Genomic DNA, 14233 nt, shown 5'->3' on the forward strand with positions numbered 1-14233 from the left:
CGTACGCCGACTACGCAACCCTCAAATCAACCTCTGAACACGTGCCGGGGGGCTTCAACCGACCCCTGCCGAGGGCACATTCTTTTCACGCGGGGCCCCGCCGGCACGGGGGCGGCAGGCTCCGCGACGGGGGAGCACGAAAGGGGCGGCCCAACCCTTCGGTTGGACCGCCCCTCAGTGCGGTGAGACGCGTCAGACCTTCAGCGTCCTGATCGACGTGGGCGCGTGCTCCGGCTCCGTCGCGAGTTCCTCGAACTCCACCACGTTGCTGATGTCGTTGGTCGTCGACATGGAGATGTTCGTGACCCGCTCCAGGATCGCCTCGACCACCACCGGGACCTGGTACTCCTGCGCGAGCTTCTTGGCCTGCTCGAAGGCGGCGCCCAGTTCGCTCGGGTCGGTCACACGGATCGCCTTGCAGCCGAGGCCCTCGGCGACCTTGACGTGGTCGACGCCGTAGACGCCCAGCTCGGGCGAGTTGATGTTCTCGAACTCCAGGTTGACCTGGAAGTCGATGTCGAACGCCCGCTGCGCCTGGCGGATCAGGCCCAGGTAGGAGTTGTTGACGAGGACGTGGACGTACGGGATCTTGTGCTGCGCCCCGACGGCCAGCTCCTCGATCATGAACTGGAAGTCGTAGTCGCCGGACAGGGCGACGACCTGTGCCTCCGGGTCGGCCTTCGCCACGCCCAGCGCGGCCGGGATGGTCCAGCCGAGCGGGCCCGCCTGGCCGCAGTTGATCCAGTGCCGGGGCTTGAAGACGTGCAGCATCTGGGCGCCGGCGATCTGCGAGAGGCCGATGGTGGAGACGTACCGGGTCTCCGGGCCGAAGGCCTTGTTCATCTCCTCGTAGACACGCTGCGGCTTGATCGGGATGTCGTCGAAGTGCGTACGGCGCTGGAGGGTCGCCTTGCGCTCCTGCGCGGAGGCCGCCCACGCCGAGCGGTCGGGCAGCTTGCCCGCCGCCTTCAACTCCCTCGCCACCTGGACGAACAGCTCCAGGGCGGCCTTGGCGTCGGACGCGATGCCGTAGTCGGGTGCGAAGATCTTGCCGATCTGGGTGGGCTCGACGTCGACGTGGACGAATTTCCGCCCGGCCGTGTAGACGTCCAGCTTGCCGGTGTGGCGGTTGGCCCAGCGGTTGCCGATGCCGAGGACGAAGTCGGACTCCAGGAAGGTCGCGTTGCCGTAGCGGTGTGAGGTCTGCAGGCCGACCATGCCGGCGTTCAGCTCGTGGTCGTCGGGCAGCAGGCCCCAGCCCATCAGGGTCGGGACGACCGGGGTGCCGGTCAGCTCGGCGAACTCGACGAGGAGTTCGGCGGCGTCGGCGTTGATGACACCGCCGCCGGCGACGATCAGCGGCCGCTCGGAGGCGTTCAGCATCCCGATCGCCTTCTCGATCTGGGCGCGGCTCGCGGCCGGCTTGTAGACCGGGAGGGGCTCGTACGTCTCCGGGTCGAACTCGATCTCCGTGAGCTGGACGTCGATCGGCAGGTCGATCAGGACCGGGCCGGGGCGGCCGGAGCGCATCAGGTGGAACGCCTGCTGGAAGACGCCGGGGACCTGCGCGGCCTCCAGGACGGTCACCGCCATCTTCGTGACCGGCTTGGCGATCGAGGCGATGTCGACGGCCTGGAAGTCCTCTTTGTGGATCACCGCGGTCGGCGCCTGGCCGGTGATGCACAGGATCGGGATGGAGTCACCGATCGCCGAGTACAGGCCGGTGATCATGTCGGTGCCGGCGGGGCCGGACGTGCCGATGCAGACGCCGATGTTGCCCGGGTGCGTGCGGGTGTAGCCCTCGGCCATGTGCGAGGCGCCCTCCACATGGCGGGCGAGGGTGTGCTGGATGCCCCCGGAGGCCTTGAGCGCCGCGTAGAAGGGGTTGATCGCCGCGCCCGGCACGCCGAACGCGTTGCTGACGCCCTCGCGCTTGAGGATCTCGACTGCCGCTCGGGCAGCGGTCATACGAGCCATTGAGTACTCCTGCTTCGGCTGTCGGATTCGCACTCCCGTCGCGCCCCGCGGTGAGCAATTCCGTGACGATGACATTCCCGCGAGCCACTATTCCGTATCGCGGAAAATGTTTTCTACTATCTGGAAGCAATGTAGGTGGGCCGGTGAAGACCGTCAAGGGGCGGACAACCGGGCCCTGCCTGGAGGACGATGGGACCGCTGTCCCGATGCGAAGCCGTCCTGGAGTGGGCCATGTCCGAGAGCGTGTCGGTGCGCTGCCCGGCCTGCCGGCGCGAGCATCTCTACGAGGCCACCGCCTATCCGTGTGCGTGCGGGGCGCCCGTCGCGCCGGCGCTCGACCCGCACGCAGCCGCCACGGCCGTCACCCATCGCGTCTGGGACGACGAATGGATCGGCGTGCGCTGTACGGCATGCGGCCGGGAGAACGAGTGGCCGCGCCCGGAGCTGGGCTGCCCCTGCGGGACGGTGCTGCGTGTTCCGGTGGCGCGGGCGGAGCCGGGCCATGGGCAACAAGCGGACATGGGCTCGTCGGCGCAACAGGCGGACCCGGCGGGCTCGGCAGGCTCGGCGCAGCGGAAGGCGCCCGCTGCGCGCCGCGTCTTCCAGCCCATCACGATCCGCACCGCGCGCGACGCGGTCACGGCGGCCGCCGTCTATCTGCGCTGGCTCGGCTACCGGGACCTCCGCCGCGCCGACCAGCGGCCCCCGGCCGGCATCGGTATCGCCGCCCACGGCCTGCTCGCCCAGGTCGACCCGACCGTACGTCCGGCCTCGCTGCGGGACGTGGAGTGCCTGTGGCTGACGGCCATGACGGAGTCGGTGGCCTGCGTCTACTTCTCCCTCGCCGGATACGCCCCCGAGGCCCGCGCCCGCGCCGAGACCCTCGGCGTCCCCCTGTTCGTCCTCGACCTCACGGGCACGCCCCAGCCGGTCAACGGGCTCGCCGACGAACTGGACGCGACGGGCGCCCGGTGACCTGTCCTCGCCCCCGCCGCCCCTACCCGTCCCGTCCCTGAGGGCTGCCGCCCCCAGAACCCCCGCTTCGGCCCTGAACGGGCCTCGTCCACCTGCCGAGGTCGGGTCGCGCCCCGAAGGGGCGCGGGGAACTGCGCGACCAGCCACAACGACCCCGCAGAAGATCGACAGCCCATCGCGGCACATCCCTCGGAGTGGGCCGCACCCTCCTCGCGTACGCCACCGACCGCGCACCCGAGGAGGGCCTGACCGCTCTCACCCTGACCGCCTTCACCGAGGTCCCGTGGAACGCGCCGTACTACGCACGCCTCGGCTTCCGCGTCCTGGAGGAGGCCGAGCTCACCCCTGGGCTGTGGAAGATCCGCGCCCACGAGGCGGAACTCGGCCTCGACCGATGGCCACGGGTCTGCATGCGCCGCGGCCTGGACAGCCGGTAGAACGACAGCATGGACACCGCTGCACTCGAACAGCTGCTGGACGACGTCTTCGACCAAGCCGTCGTGCACCACGGCTACACCGCCTACATGCGCGACTACGAGGTCGTGATCTACGCGACCGCGGATCCCCGCACTGGTGTCGAGCCCGCCTGTCTGCGGTACCTCTTCCGGTACTGCGTCGAGGCCCGGTGCGAGACGTCGGTGCCGGCGGAGGTCTGGCGGACGTCCCTCGACGACCGCCTGATCGACGACGTGTCCGCCGGCGGCCTCGACGGATACGTCTGGGGCGTGAAGTGGCACTGTCTGTACCCCGGCGCGAAGCTCCTGCCCGCCTCGGAGAGGACCCGCCGGTGGTCGCGGTCCCTCGGGCTCGACTTCCACGAAGTGCTCATCGAGACCAACGCCCACCGGCTCACGCTGCTCTTCTCCGACCTTCAGGTGAGCGAGCTGCCCATCGGCTACACCCCTTTCGTCGCGGACTGAGCGATCAGTCCCCGCTGTCCGCGTACTTCTCCCGCAGCTCCACCTTCCGCACCTTCCCGGACACCGTCATCGGGAAGGAGTCGAGGATCCGCAACCGGCTCGGGATCTTGTAGTGCGCCAGCCGCCCGTCGCAGAAGGCCCGCAGCTCCTCCGGCGTCGGCGGATCGGCCGAGTCGCGCGGGATGACGCAGGCCAGCACCTCCTCGCCGTACCGCTCGTGCGGCACCCCGACGACCTGGACGTCCGCGATCTTCGGATGGGCGTACAGGAACTCCTCGATCTCGCGCGGGTAGATGTTCTCGCCGCCCCGGATGATCATGTCCTTGATGCGGCCGACGATCTCGACGTAGCCGTCCTCCCGCATCGTCGCGAGGTCACCGGTGTGCATCCAGCGGCCGGGGTCGACGGCCTCGGTGCTCTTCTCGGGTTCGTTCCAGTAGCCGAGCATCACGCTGTAGCCGCGGGTGCACAGCTCCCCCGCCGTGCCCCGCGGCTGGGTCACGCCGGTCGCCGGGTCGACGATCTTCACCTCGATGTGCGGCAGCACCCGGCCGACCGTGCCGGTGCGGTGTTCCAGGTCGTCGTCGCGCCGGGTCTGGGTCGAGACGGGCGAGGTCTCCGTCATGCCGTAGCAGATCGACACCTCGGCCATGTGCATCTCGGTGACCACCCGCTTCATCACCTCCACCGGGCAGGGCGAGCCCGCCATGATCCCGGTGCGCAGGGAGGAGAGGTCGTACGAGGCGAAGTCGGGGTGGTTCAGCTCCGCGATGAACATGGTCGGTACGCCGTACAGGGAGGTGCAGCGCTCCTGCTGGACGGCCTCCAGCGTGGCCTTCGGGTCGAAGGACGGGGCCGGGATCACCATGCAGGCGCCGTGGGAGGTGGCGGCCAGATTGCCCATGACCATGCCGAAGCAGTGGTAGAAGGGCACGGGGATGCACACCCGGTCCTGCTCGCTGTAGGCGATCAACTCCCCCACGAAATAACCGTTGTTGAGGATGTTGTGATGGGAGAGGGTGGCCCCCTTCGGGAAGCCCGTCGTACCCGACGTGTACTGGATGTTGATCGGGTCGTCGCAGGACAGCTCCTCGAACGCCACCGGCGTTCCCCGCGCGATCAGCGCCTCCCAGCTCGGGTCACCGATGAACACGGTCTCCCGCAACTGCGGGCACCTGCCCCGCACTTGCTCGACCATCGCCCGGTAGTCGCTCGTCTTGTGGCTGAGGGAGGCGAAGAGCAGGGAGATGCCGGCCTGCTTGAGGACGTACTCGACCTCGTGGGTGCGGTAGGCCGGGTTGATGTTCACCATGATCGCGCCGATGCGGGCCGTGGCGTACTGGACGAGGACCCACTCGGGGCAGTTGATCGCCCAGATGCCCACCCGGTCGCCCTTGGCGACCCCGCTCGCGAGCAGCGCGTACGCCAACTCGTCGACGTCGGCGGCGAATTGAGCGTAGGTCCAGCGCCGCCCGGACGGGACGTCGACCAGCGCCTCCCGGTCCGGCCAGGCGGCCACCGCCCGGTCCAGGTTGGCCCCGATCGTGTCCCCGAGCAGGACCGTCTCGCTCGTCCCGTGCGTGTACGACAGCTGTGCGGTCACCGGAAGTCCTCCTCGCGGTACTCGGCGTCCGAGCCCGCGGCCGTGGCCTCGCGCAGCTCGATCCGGCGGATCTTGCCGGAGACGGTCTTGGGCAGCGGTGCGAACTCCAGGCGGCGCAGGCGCTTGTACGGCGCCAGGACCTCCCGTGAGTGCTCGAAGAGCACCTTGGCCGTGTCGGGCCCCGGCTCCCAGCCGTCGGCCAGGACGACGTACGCCTTGGGCACCGCGAGCCGCACCTCGTCCGGCGCGGGCACGACGGCCGCCTCGGCCACCGCCTCGTGCTCCAGCAGGGCGCTCTCCAGCTCGAACGGGGAGATCTTGTAGTCGGACGCCTTGAAGACGTCGTCCGCGCGCCCGACGTAGGTGATGTATCCGTCGGCGTCCCGTGAACCGATGTCCCCGGTCCGGTAGTAGCCGCCGGCCATCGCCTCCGCCGTGCGGTCGGCGTCGCCGTGGTAGCCGGTCATCACGCCGACGGGGCGGGCGGAGAGGTCGAGGGCGATCTCGCCCTCGTCGGCGCCGGGCGCGCCGGAGACGGGGTCGAGGAGTTCGACGCGGAAGCCGGGGCTGGGGCGGCCCATGGAGCCGGTCTTCAGGGGCTGGCCGGGGCTGTTGGAGACCTGGACGGCGGTCTCGGTCTGGCCGAAGCCGTCGCGGATGGTCACGCCCCAGACCTCGCGCACCCGCTCGATGACCTCGGGGTTGAGCGGCTCTCCGGCGGCGACGGCCTCGCGGGGCGGGGTGCGCAGGGCGCTCAGGTCGGCCTGGATGAGCATGCGCCAGACGGTCGGCGGGGCGCAGAAGGTGGTGACCCCGGCGCGGTCCATCTCCGCCATCAGGCGGGCCGCGTCGAAGCGCGTGTAGTTGTGGATGAAGACGGTCGCCTCCGCGCTCCACGGGGCGAAGAGGTTGGACCAGGCGTGCTTGGCCCAGCCGGGCGAGGAGATGTTCAGGTGCACGTCGCCGGGCTTGAGGCCGATCCAGTACATGGTGGCCAGGTGCCCGATCGGGTACGAGGTGTGGGTGTGCTCGACCAGCTTGGGGCGGGCGGTGGTGCCGGAGGTGAAGTAGAGCATCAGCGGGTCGTCGGAGGCGGTCGACCCGTCGGGGACGAACTCGGCGGAGGCGGCGTACGCGTCCTCGTACGTCTGCCACCCCTCGCGCGCCCCGCCGACGGTGATGCGCGTGTAGCGGCCGGGCACCTCGTCGAACTTGCCGGTGTCCTCGGCCCGCACCAGCACATGGCGCACGCGTCCGCGCTCCACCCGGTCGCGCAGGTCGGCGGAGCCGAGCAGCGGGGTGGCCGGGACGACGACGGCACGCAGCTTCATCGCGGCGAGCGCGGTCTCCCACAGCTCGGCCTGGTTGCCGAGCATGACGAGGACGCGGTCCTCGGCACGGACGCCGCGCGCCCGCAGCCAGCCCGCGACGCGAGCGGACCGTTCGGCCATCTCGGCGAAGGACCGCCGGAGCTCGCTGCCGTCCTCCTCGACGATGTGCAGCGCGGTGCGGTCGTTTCCGTCCGCGATCACGTCGAACCAGTCGAGCGCCCAGTTGAACCGCTCGGGCCGGGGCCAGGCGAAGCCCTCGTAGGCGGTGGCGTAGTCCTCGCGGTGGTCGAGCAGGAAGTCCCGCGCAGTGCGGAACAGCTCCGTCCCCGTCGTCATCTGTCCTCCTGGTTACCGGACCTTGCCGGGCGGCTCTCTGTCATCGTGTAATCCGTGATGTGGGTCTCACTACCCCCGAACGGGGGTGTGCGCTCAGGGAAGCCGCACTGAAAGGGCGAGTACGTGGCAGTGGACGCGGCCGCATCTGTGGAGATAAGGGGCGCGCTGGCGCGCCTGCGCCGCTCGACCGGGCTCCCGGTCGCCTTCGGCGGCCTGGTGGAGTCCGGGCGCCCGCGCATGCGCATCAGCGAACTGAACGGCACGGCCACCGAGGCCCTGAGCAGAATCGCGGTGACCGCCGGCAACGGCCTGGGCGGCAAGGCGGTGGCCCTCGCCCGCCCCTGCGCGGTCACGGACTACTCCGCCTCACGGCAGATCAGCCACGAGTACGACGCCGCCGTCGCCGCGGAAGGACTGCATTCGGTACTGGCGGTCCCGGTGGTCGTACGGCGCCGGGTGCGCGGTGTCCTGTACGGCGCCCTGCGCACGGCCCAGCCCTTGGGCGACCGCACGCTGACGGCGGCCGTGGAGGCGGCGCGGGACGTGGAGCAGTCGCTGGTGGTGCGGGACGAGGTGCGGGGGTTGCTGGAGGCGGCCCGGCCGGAGCCGGCGCGGCCGGAGGCGGCGCCGTCCGGGCGGGGCTCCGCGTGGGAGCAGGTCCGCGAGGCCCACGCGGCGCTGCGGGCCCTGGCCCCGCGCATCGGCGACCCCGCCCTGCGCGCGGAACTCCTCAAGGCCTGCGGCCTGCTGACGGAGGGGCCCACGCTGACCGGCGTCCAGCTGTCCCCCCGCGAACTGGATGTACTGGCGTGCGTGGCCGCCGGCTCGACGAACGCGGTCGCCGCCGAGCGGCTGGGGCTGCGGGCGGAGACGGTCAAGGGCTACCTGCGGTCGGCGATGCGGAAGCTGGGCACGCACACCCGCGGTGAGGCGGTGGTGGCGGCACGGCGGGCGGGGTTGCTGCCGTAGGCCCCGGGGGGCCGTAGGACTGCGGGACCGAGGGGCCGTAGGACTGCGGGACCGGGGGGCCGTAGGACTGCGGGACCGCAGGTCGCACCCTCGGCGGCGCCGGTCTGGACACCTCTCATTCATTCCGCCGAGCTTTGAATTTCCCCATGCTCCTCGGCTGTTATTTGCCTCACCATGTCTTCGGTCCGGATTTCAAAGATCCGTTGCCTAATATTGGCCCGAACACGACACACGGAGGGGAGCGGTGACCGTGCGACGGGACTTCAAGGAGCCTGCGAGATGCCGCCCCGACCAGGTCATCGGCAGGGAGGAGCTGTTCAGCACGGCGCGTGAGCAGCTCGGGCGGGGCGGCAGCGTGCTGCTTCACGGGCCTGCCGGAATTGGGAAGTCGACGGTCCTGCGGGCATTGGCCGGGGAATACGGCGGGGCGGCACGCACCGTGTTGCGCTGCTCGCCCACGGAGTCCGAATCCCATCTCCCCTTCCTCGCCCTGGCCGACCTCCTCGGCCTGGTCCTGGACGAGGTGTCCGAGCGGCTCCCCACCGCCCAGCGCATCGCCCTGGAGTCGGCGCTCACCGGCCGCGGCGAATCCACCCTCCAGCGCGACGGCCTCGCCCTGCGGCTGGCCGTACTGTCCACCCTGCGCGCCCTCGCCGACACCGGCCCCGTCCTCGTCGTCGCCGACGACCTCCAGTGGCTCGACCCGGCCAGCGCCGAACTCCTCGGCTTCGCCGCCCGCCGCCTCGGCGACACCCCGGTGCGGATGCTGTGCGCGGTACGGACCGACGGCCAGGAGTACGACCGCCATCTACGCGCGTCCCCGCCGGACACCCTCGCGGTACGGCTGGGGCCCCTCTCCAGCGCCCAGATGTCCGCCCTGCTCGACCACCGCGGCTACACCGGCCTGCCCCGCTCCACGGTCCGGGACATCCACCGCACCAGCGGCGGCAACGCCCTGTTCGCCCTCGAACTGGGCCGCGCCCTCGCCGAGAACCCCACCCCGCCCCGCCCCGGCGAGCCCCTGCCGGTGCCCACCTCGCTGCGCGCCCTGGTGCTGAACCGCCTGGAGATGCTGTCGGAGGAGGCCCGCCGCACCCTCCTCGTCGCGAGCGCGGGCGCCCGCCCCACGCTGGCCCTGCTGCACGCGGCCGGCCGGGACAACGCCGAGGCCGAGACCGCCCAGGCCGCCGAACTCGGGCTGCTGGCGACCGAGCCCGAGGGTCCCGCCGTACGGTTCGCGCACCCGATGATCTCCGCCGCGCTCTACGCGGAGGCGCCCGCGCAGGAGCGCCGCGCCGCGCACGCCGCGCTGTCCACGGCGGCGTCCGACCCGATCGAGCGCGCCCGGCATCTGGCGCTCGCGACCACCGGCACCGACCCGGAGGTCGCGGCCCGCCTCGCCGAGGCCGCCGCCCTGGCCCGGGACCGGGGAGCGCCGTCGGTGGCCGCGCAGCTCTCCCTGCTCGCCGCCCGGCACACCCCGGCGGACGGTCCGCGGAGCCCGGAGGTACTGCGGCTGGAGGCCGCCGAGGACGCGATCACCGCCGGCGAGCTGGATCTCGCCCGGGACATCGCCCGGGAGGTGCTCACCCGGGCGACCGTGCCCGCGGACCGGGTGCGGGCCTGGATCGCGGTGATCGAGACGGCCGGCCATGCCATGGCGGAGGTCGACGCGATCTTCCCGCAGGCCCTGGCCGACGCGGGTGAGGACCCGAAGCTGCTCGCCCTGGTCCACTACCAGCTGACGTGGCGCGCCCTGCTCGTGGAGGGCGACTTCGACGAGGCCCGGGGGGAGGCCGCGTACGTGGCAGAGCTGGCCGCGCGGGCCGGCGACCGGTACACCGAGCTGATGGCGCTCGCCTTCCAGGCCCAGATCGAGACCCTCATGGGCCATGCGGACGCCCCCGCGACCATTCGACGGGCGCTGGAGGAACCCCAGGACCCGAGGGTGGCCTGCCATCACAACGGGGCCGGTTACTCCCGCTTCCGCTGGCTGATCATGAGCGACCAGCTGCCCGAGGCCCGCGCGACGGTCACCGCGCTGCTGCGCGAGGTGCGCCGGCAGGGCTGGGTGGAGAGCGAGGTGCACTTCCTGCGCGGAGTCGCGGAGACCGAACTGCACTCCGGGCACTGCGGGCGCGCCCTCGACCTGGCCCGCGAGAGCCTGCGCCTCGCCCGGGACACCGGGATCGGCGAGGTGGCCTCCGCCGTGCTGACCTCGCTCGCTGAGGCCGCGGGCGGCGAGGTGGACCGGGCGCTGGCACTGGCCCGGGAGGCCATGGAGCACGCCGAGGAGGACGGCGACCAGATGTACGTCTCCCGCGCCCTGGCCGCTCTCGGCCACGCCCAGCTGGTGGCCGGTGACGTGGAGGCGGCGGTGCGTTCGCTGCGCCGGGTGCGCGAGGTGGAGCAGAGCCTCGGCATCACCGACCCGGCGCGCGGCCGCTGGCACGGCGACCTGGCCGAGGCCCTGGTGCGCAGCGGCGAGTTCGCGGAGGCGCAGGACGTCATCGACGTCACGCGCGAGCAGGCACTGCGGCTGGACCGCGAGAGCGTACGGGCCGTCCTCGACCGGGCCGAGGCGCTGATCCGCGCGGCACAGGGCGAACAGGACGCCGCCCTCGCCCAGTTGACGTCGGCACAGGACCGGCTCGGCAAGCTGGGCTACGGCCTGGAGGAGGCCCGGGCCGCCTTCGCGCTGGCGCAGCTGCGCACCGGAACGCCGGGTCCCACGTCGTACGACGAGCCGGCCCGGCTGTTCCGCCGCTGCCGGGCGCTGCCCTGGCTGCGGCAGGTCGAGGCGGCGGCCGCCGCGCGGCCCGTGGAGGTGGCCCCCACCCCCGCCTCCACGTCTGACGGCCTTGAGGGCCTGGACGGGCTCGCCTCGATGGAGCGTCAGGTCGCCGCGCTCGTCATGGAGGGCGCGACCAACCGGGAGATCGCCGCGCGCCTGTTCATCAGCGTCAAAACGGTCGAAGCGACACTTACCCGCGTTTACCGCAAGCTGGGGATCCGATCGCGGGTCGACATCGTCAGACTGGCGGCGGGGCGGCGTACGAAGTGAGGTCGGGCCGCCGTACGAAGTGAGGTTCGGGGCGCCGCCTGACGTGAGTTCACCCGTCTTTGTCGGTCCGTGCAGGTTTAGCCGGACACGACCGAGGGTTTTCCCTGCCCAACTCCCTTAGGGGGTTCCCTCATTGGGAAGGGGAACTTCCGGGACCTACCTTGTGGATGTGCCGCTCGCCGGGCACACGGGGGTCGGTCCCGCGACCCCCGTGCACAACCCCCCACACCCGCGCGTCCCCCCACCGGCAACACCCAATGAGGAGACTCATGTTCGGGCTCACCCGTGCCAGAAAGACCGCCGTCGTCGCGGCGACCGCTGCCGCCGCCGCGACCGCACTGCTCAGCGCCCCCACCGCTGAGGCCGCGTCGACGCGCATCGTGGGCGGTACGACGACCACGACGACCGCGTACCCCTTCATCATGCAGATCACGGACGCCTCGCAGAGCCAGTTCTGCGGTGGCACGCTCGTCTCCGCGACCAAGGTCGTCACCGCCGCCCACTGCATGGTCGGCGAGACCACCAGCAGCGTCCGGGTCGTCGGCGGCCGCACCTACCGCAACGGCACGAACGGCACGGTCAGCCGCGTCAGCGACATCTGGGTCCACCCGGACTACACGGACGCCACCGACGGCAACGACGTGGCCGTGCTGACCCTGTCGACCTCGATGCCGTACACGACGGCCTCGTACGTCGACCCCTCGGACACCGGCGTGTACGCGGCCGGCACCACCGCCCGCATCGTCGGCTGGGGCACCACCTCCTCGGGCGGCAGCTCCTCCAACCAGCTGCGGACGGCGACCGTGCCGACCGTCTCCGACTCCAGCTGCGCGAGCTCCTACGGTTCGGACTTCGTCGCGTCCGACATGGTCTGCGCCGGATACACCTCCGGCGGCGTTGACACCTGCCAGGGCGACAGCGGCGGTCCCCTGCTCATCGGGGGCGTCCTGGCAGGGATAGTTTCCTGGGGCGAAGGCTGCGCCCAGGCCGGTTACCCGGGTGTCTACACCCGGCTGACCACCTTCTCGGACGAGGTGACCGAACAGGTCGAGTCGTAACCGGGAACGGCACCCAGAAGGTCTCCTGAGCACACCTCAGGTACAAGACCAGGGGGCGTTGCGGGCCTCCACGAGCGGCCCGCAACGCCCCCTATCCATGTCCGGCATCCCGCAGGCGTGTCCGTTGTCAGTGGCGCCTGTTTGAATGGCGGCCGGATGGGGGTGATGGGCATGGTGTCCACGGACCGTTTGCTCGCCTTCGCGGCGATGTCGGTGTTGGTGATCGTGATTCCGGGGCCGAGCGTCCTGTTCGTCATCGGCCGCGCCCTGGCGCACGGCCGCCGTACGGCCGTGGCGACCGCCCTGGGCAATGTCTTCGGCTCGTATCTGCTGGTGGTCGCCGTCGCGGTGGGCATCGGCTCGCTGGTCGAGCGGTCCGTGGCGATCCATCTGACGGTGAAGCTGGCCGGTGCGGCCTACCTGGTCTATCTGGGCGTGCAGGCGTTCCGGCACCGCAAGAAGCTGAGGGCGGCGGCGATACAGGCCCAGCCGACGGAAGCCTCACGCGGTGATCTGCGGACGGTCCTCGACGGCGCCCTCGTAGGTGTCACCAACCCGAAGGGCGTGGTGTTCTTCGCGGCTGTACTCCCCCAGTTCGTGGATCACTCGGCGGGCCATGTCGCACTGCAGATGCTCTTGTTGGGCCTGGTCCCCATCACCATCGGCATGGTCACGGACACGCTGTGGGGCCTGACCGCGTCGGCGGCCCGCTCCTGGTTCGCCGGCTCCGACCGCCGGCTGTCGCTGATAGGCGGGGCGGGCGGGTGCACGATGATCGGGCTCGGGGTGACGGTCGCGGTGACGGGTCGGGCGGACTGACGACTGGGTTGATCGCCTAGGGGATGACGGTCCCGAAGCGGATGTCGTACGACGCGTCCGGATGCATCACGCGCAGCATCCGCTCCGCCTCCTGCCTCACCTCCCCGCGCTGGGCCTTGGTGAGCTCGGTGAACTCCTCGATGACGAGGGAGTCGCCGAGGATCCGCCACACGCCGACGAGGAAGCCGTCGACGAGAAGGGGGCAGTAGACCGTGTTCGCCTGCCAGGTGCGGCCACGGTTGGCGGGCGGAATCACCCGGGTGCGGTCGGCGTGGGAGAGGAGGAGGTTGTCGAACTCGGGCAGGAAGCGGGGCGGCGCAGCCGTCTCCGGGTCCGGGCGCGGGGCGTCGGGGAGGTCGAAGAGTTCGACGCCGCCTTCGTCCCGGAAGGTGACCAGCTCGGGGCGGAGCCGTTCGAAGACGGGACGCATCCGGGTCAGCCCGGACCAGGTCTGCATGTCCTTCACGGAGGCCGGACCGAAGGCGGCCAGGTAGCGCAGGACCGTGGCGTCCGGGGAGGCGGCCGGCTCGGCGGGGCGGCCCAGCCAGTGTTCGGCGGTGGTGAGGCAGACCTGGGCGCTGCGGCCCCACAGTCCACGCGGGGTGACCTGGACGAGGGGCAGCGTGCAGCGGGCGGCGACGGCCAGGGACTGCGGGTCGGCGTCCGGCCACTCGGCGCTGAGGGCCTCGCGCAGCTGCTTCATGGTGCGTGGCTCGGCCTCGACGAGGTCACGGGCGAGTACGGCGAGCCGGTCCAGGTCGACGCCGACGAGGCCCTTGCGGAAGTAGTTGATCTCGCGGTCCCGGGCGGGCTGCACCAGCGGACGCAGGGTGAGACTGTCGTCGGCGGTGTGCAGGTGGATGGTCGAGCGCATGGTGACGATACGCACGGCGGCACGGTCGGCGAGCAGCCCGGACAGCTCCTCGGGCGTGAAGCCGTCGAGGCGGGCGGCGAGCGCGTAGTACGGCGGCTTGACCTCCTGGGCCTGCAGGCCGACCAGATGCTCTACGGCCGCCGACGCGGACAGCGGTGAGCGGCGCAGCAGCAGCTGCCGGTCGAGGGTGGCACGGTTGAGGGCGCGGGTGCTGAGCACGGGGCCGGGCGCGGTCGTCGTCGCCTGTTTCGTACTGCGCTTGGTCGTGGTCCGCTTGCTCGTCGTCCGCTTCGTCATGCTCCGCACG

Annotated in this window: 10 protein-coding genes and 1 pseudogene; 7 read left to right on the forward strand and 4 right to left on the reverse strand. The window is 71.4% G+C overall.

Going from position 1 to position 14233, the window contains the following annotated elements; translation table 11 throughout:
* Window positions 1–192 precede the first annotated feature (192 nt).
* On the reverse strand, window positions 193–1977 hold the full coding sequence (gcl, locus tag QQM39_RS06870) for a glyoxylate carboligase (protein ID WP_301995728.1): 1785 nt from the start codon (window positions 1975–1977) through the stop codon (window positions 193–195).
* Between the two features lie 231 nt (window positions 1978–2208).
* Here gcl and QQM39_RS06875 point away from each other — a divergent pair, with 231 nt between their 5' ends.
* From QQM39_RS06875 to QQM39_RS06885, 3 genes and pseudogenes are all read left to right on the forward strand, one after another.
* On the forward strand, window positions 2209–2952 hold the full coding sequence (locus tag QQM39_RS06875; RefSeq protein WP_301995729.1) for a hypothetical protein: 744 nt from the start codon (window positions 2209–2211) through the stop codon (window positions 2950–2952).
* 191 nt (window positions 2953–3143) lie between these two features.
* Window positions 3144–3389, forward strand: a pseudogene (locus QQM39_RS06880) (GNAT family N-acetyltransferase); the annotation flags it as partial.
* 9 nt (window positions 3390–3398) lie between these two features.
* Window positions 3399–3872 (forward strand): hypothetical protein, encoded by a 474-nt coding sequence (locus tag QQM39_RS06885; RefSeq protein WP_301995730.1) that lies wholly within the window; start codon window positions 3399–3401, stop codon window positions 3870–3872.
* Window positions 3873–3876: 4 nt separating this feature from the next.
* On the opposite strand, the gene QQM39_RS06890 is transcribed toward QQM39_RS06885, so the two are convergent.
* Entirely contained in the window at window positions 3877–5475 is a 1599-nt protein-coding gene (locus QQM39_RS06890; protein ID WP_301995731.1) for an AMP-binding protein, read from the reverse strand.
* Window positions 5472–7142, reverse strand: coding sequence for an AMP-binding protein (locus QQM39_RS06895; RefSeq protein ID WP_301995732.1), 1671 nt, complete (start codon window positions 7140–7142; stop codon window positions 5472–5474). The genes QQM39_RS06890 and QQM39_RS06895 overlap by 4 nt, the downstream gene beginning before the upstream one ends.
* A gap of 123 nt (window positions 7143–7265) precedes the next feature.
* Here QQM39_RS06895 and QQM39_RS06900 point away from each other — a divergent pair, with 123 nt between their 5' ends.
* The 4 genes from QQM39_RS06900 (at window position 7266) to QQM39_RS06915 (ending at window position 13052) form a co-directional block, all read left to right on the forward strand.
* Entirely contained in the window at window positions 7266–8111 is an 846-nt protein-coding gene (locus QQM39_RS06900) for a helix-turn-helix transcriptional regulator (protein WP_301995733.1), read from the forward strand.
* 244 nt (window positions 8112–8355) lie between these two features.
* Window positions 8356–11175, forward strand: coding sequence for a helix-turn-helix transcriptional regulator (locus QQM39_RS06905; protein ID WP_301995734.1), 2820 nt, complete (start codon window positions 8356–8358; stop codon window positions 11173–11175).
* 269 nt (window positions 11176–11444) lie between these two features.
* Window positions 11445–12233, forward strand: coding sequence for a trypsin-like serine protease (locus tag QQM39_RS06910; RefSeq protein WP_301995735.1), 789 nt, complete (start codon window positions 11445–11447; stop codon window positions 12231–12233).
* A gap of 171 nt (window positions 12234–12404) precedes the next feature.
* Window positions 12405–13052, forward strand: a complete 648-nt coding sequence (locus tag QQM39_RS06915) for a LysE family translocator (protein ID WP_301995736.1) — start codon at window positions 12405–12407, stop codon at window positions 13050–13052.
* Window positions 13053–13068: 16 nt separating this feature from the next.
* Here QQM39_RS06915 and QQM39_RS06920 read toward each other — a convergent pair whose 3' ends face one another.
* Window positions 13069–14223: a winged helix DNA-binding domain-containing protein gene (locus QQM39_RS06920; protein ID WP_301995737.1), complete on the reverse strand. Its 1155-nt coding sequence runs from the start codon at window positions 14221–14223 to the stop codon at window positions 13069–13071.
* Window positions 14224–14233 lie beyond the last annotated feature (10 nt).

The organism is Streptomyces sp. DT2A-34 (assembly GCF_030499515.1).
Lineage (GTDB): Bacteria > Actinomycetota > Actinomycetes > Streptomycetales > Streptomycetaceae > Streptomyces.

Coding starts and splice junctions, on each gene's coding strand:
- gcl (WP_301995728.1), bottom strand. CDS start 1,977: ATGGCTCGTATGACCGCTGCCCGAGCGGCAGTCGAGATCCTCAAGCGC.
- QQM39_RS06875 (WP_301995729.1), top strand. CDS start 2,209: ATGTCCGAGAGCGTGTCGGTGCGCTGCCCGGCCTGCCGGCGCGAGCAT.
- QQM39_RS06885 (WP_301995730.1), top strand. CDS start 3,399: ATGGACACCGCTGCACTCGAACAGCTGCTGGACGACGTCTTCGACCAA.
- QQM39_RS06895 (WP_301995732.1), bottom strand. CDS start 7,142: ATGACGACGGGGACGGAGCTGTTCCGCACTGCGCGGGACTTCCTGCTC.
- QQM39_RS06910 (WP_301995735.1), top strand. CDS start 11,445: ATGTTCGGGCTCACCCGTGCCAGAAAGACCGCCGTCGTCGCGGCGACC.
- QQM39_RS06915 (WP_301995736.1), top strand. CDS start 12,405: ATGGTGTCCACGGACCGTTTGCTCGCCTTCGCGGCGATGTCGGTGTTG.
- QQM39_RS06920 (WP_301995737.1), bottom strand. CDS start 14,223: ATGACGAAGCGGACGACGAGCAAGCGGACCACGACCAAGCGCAGTACG.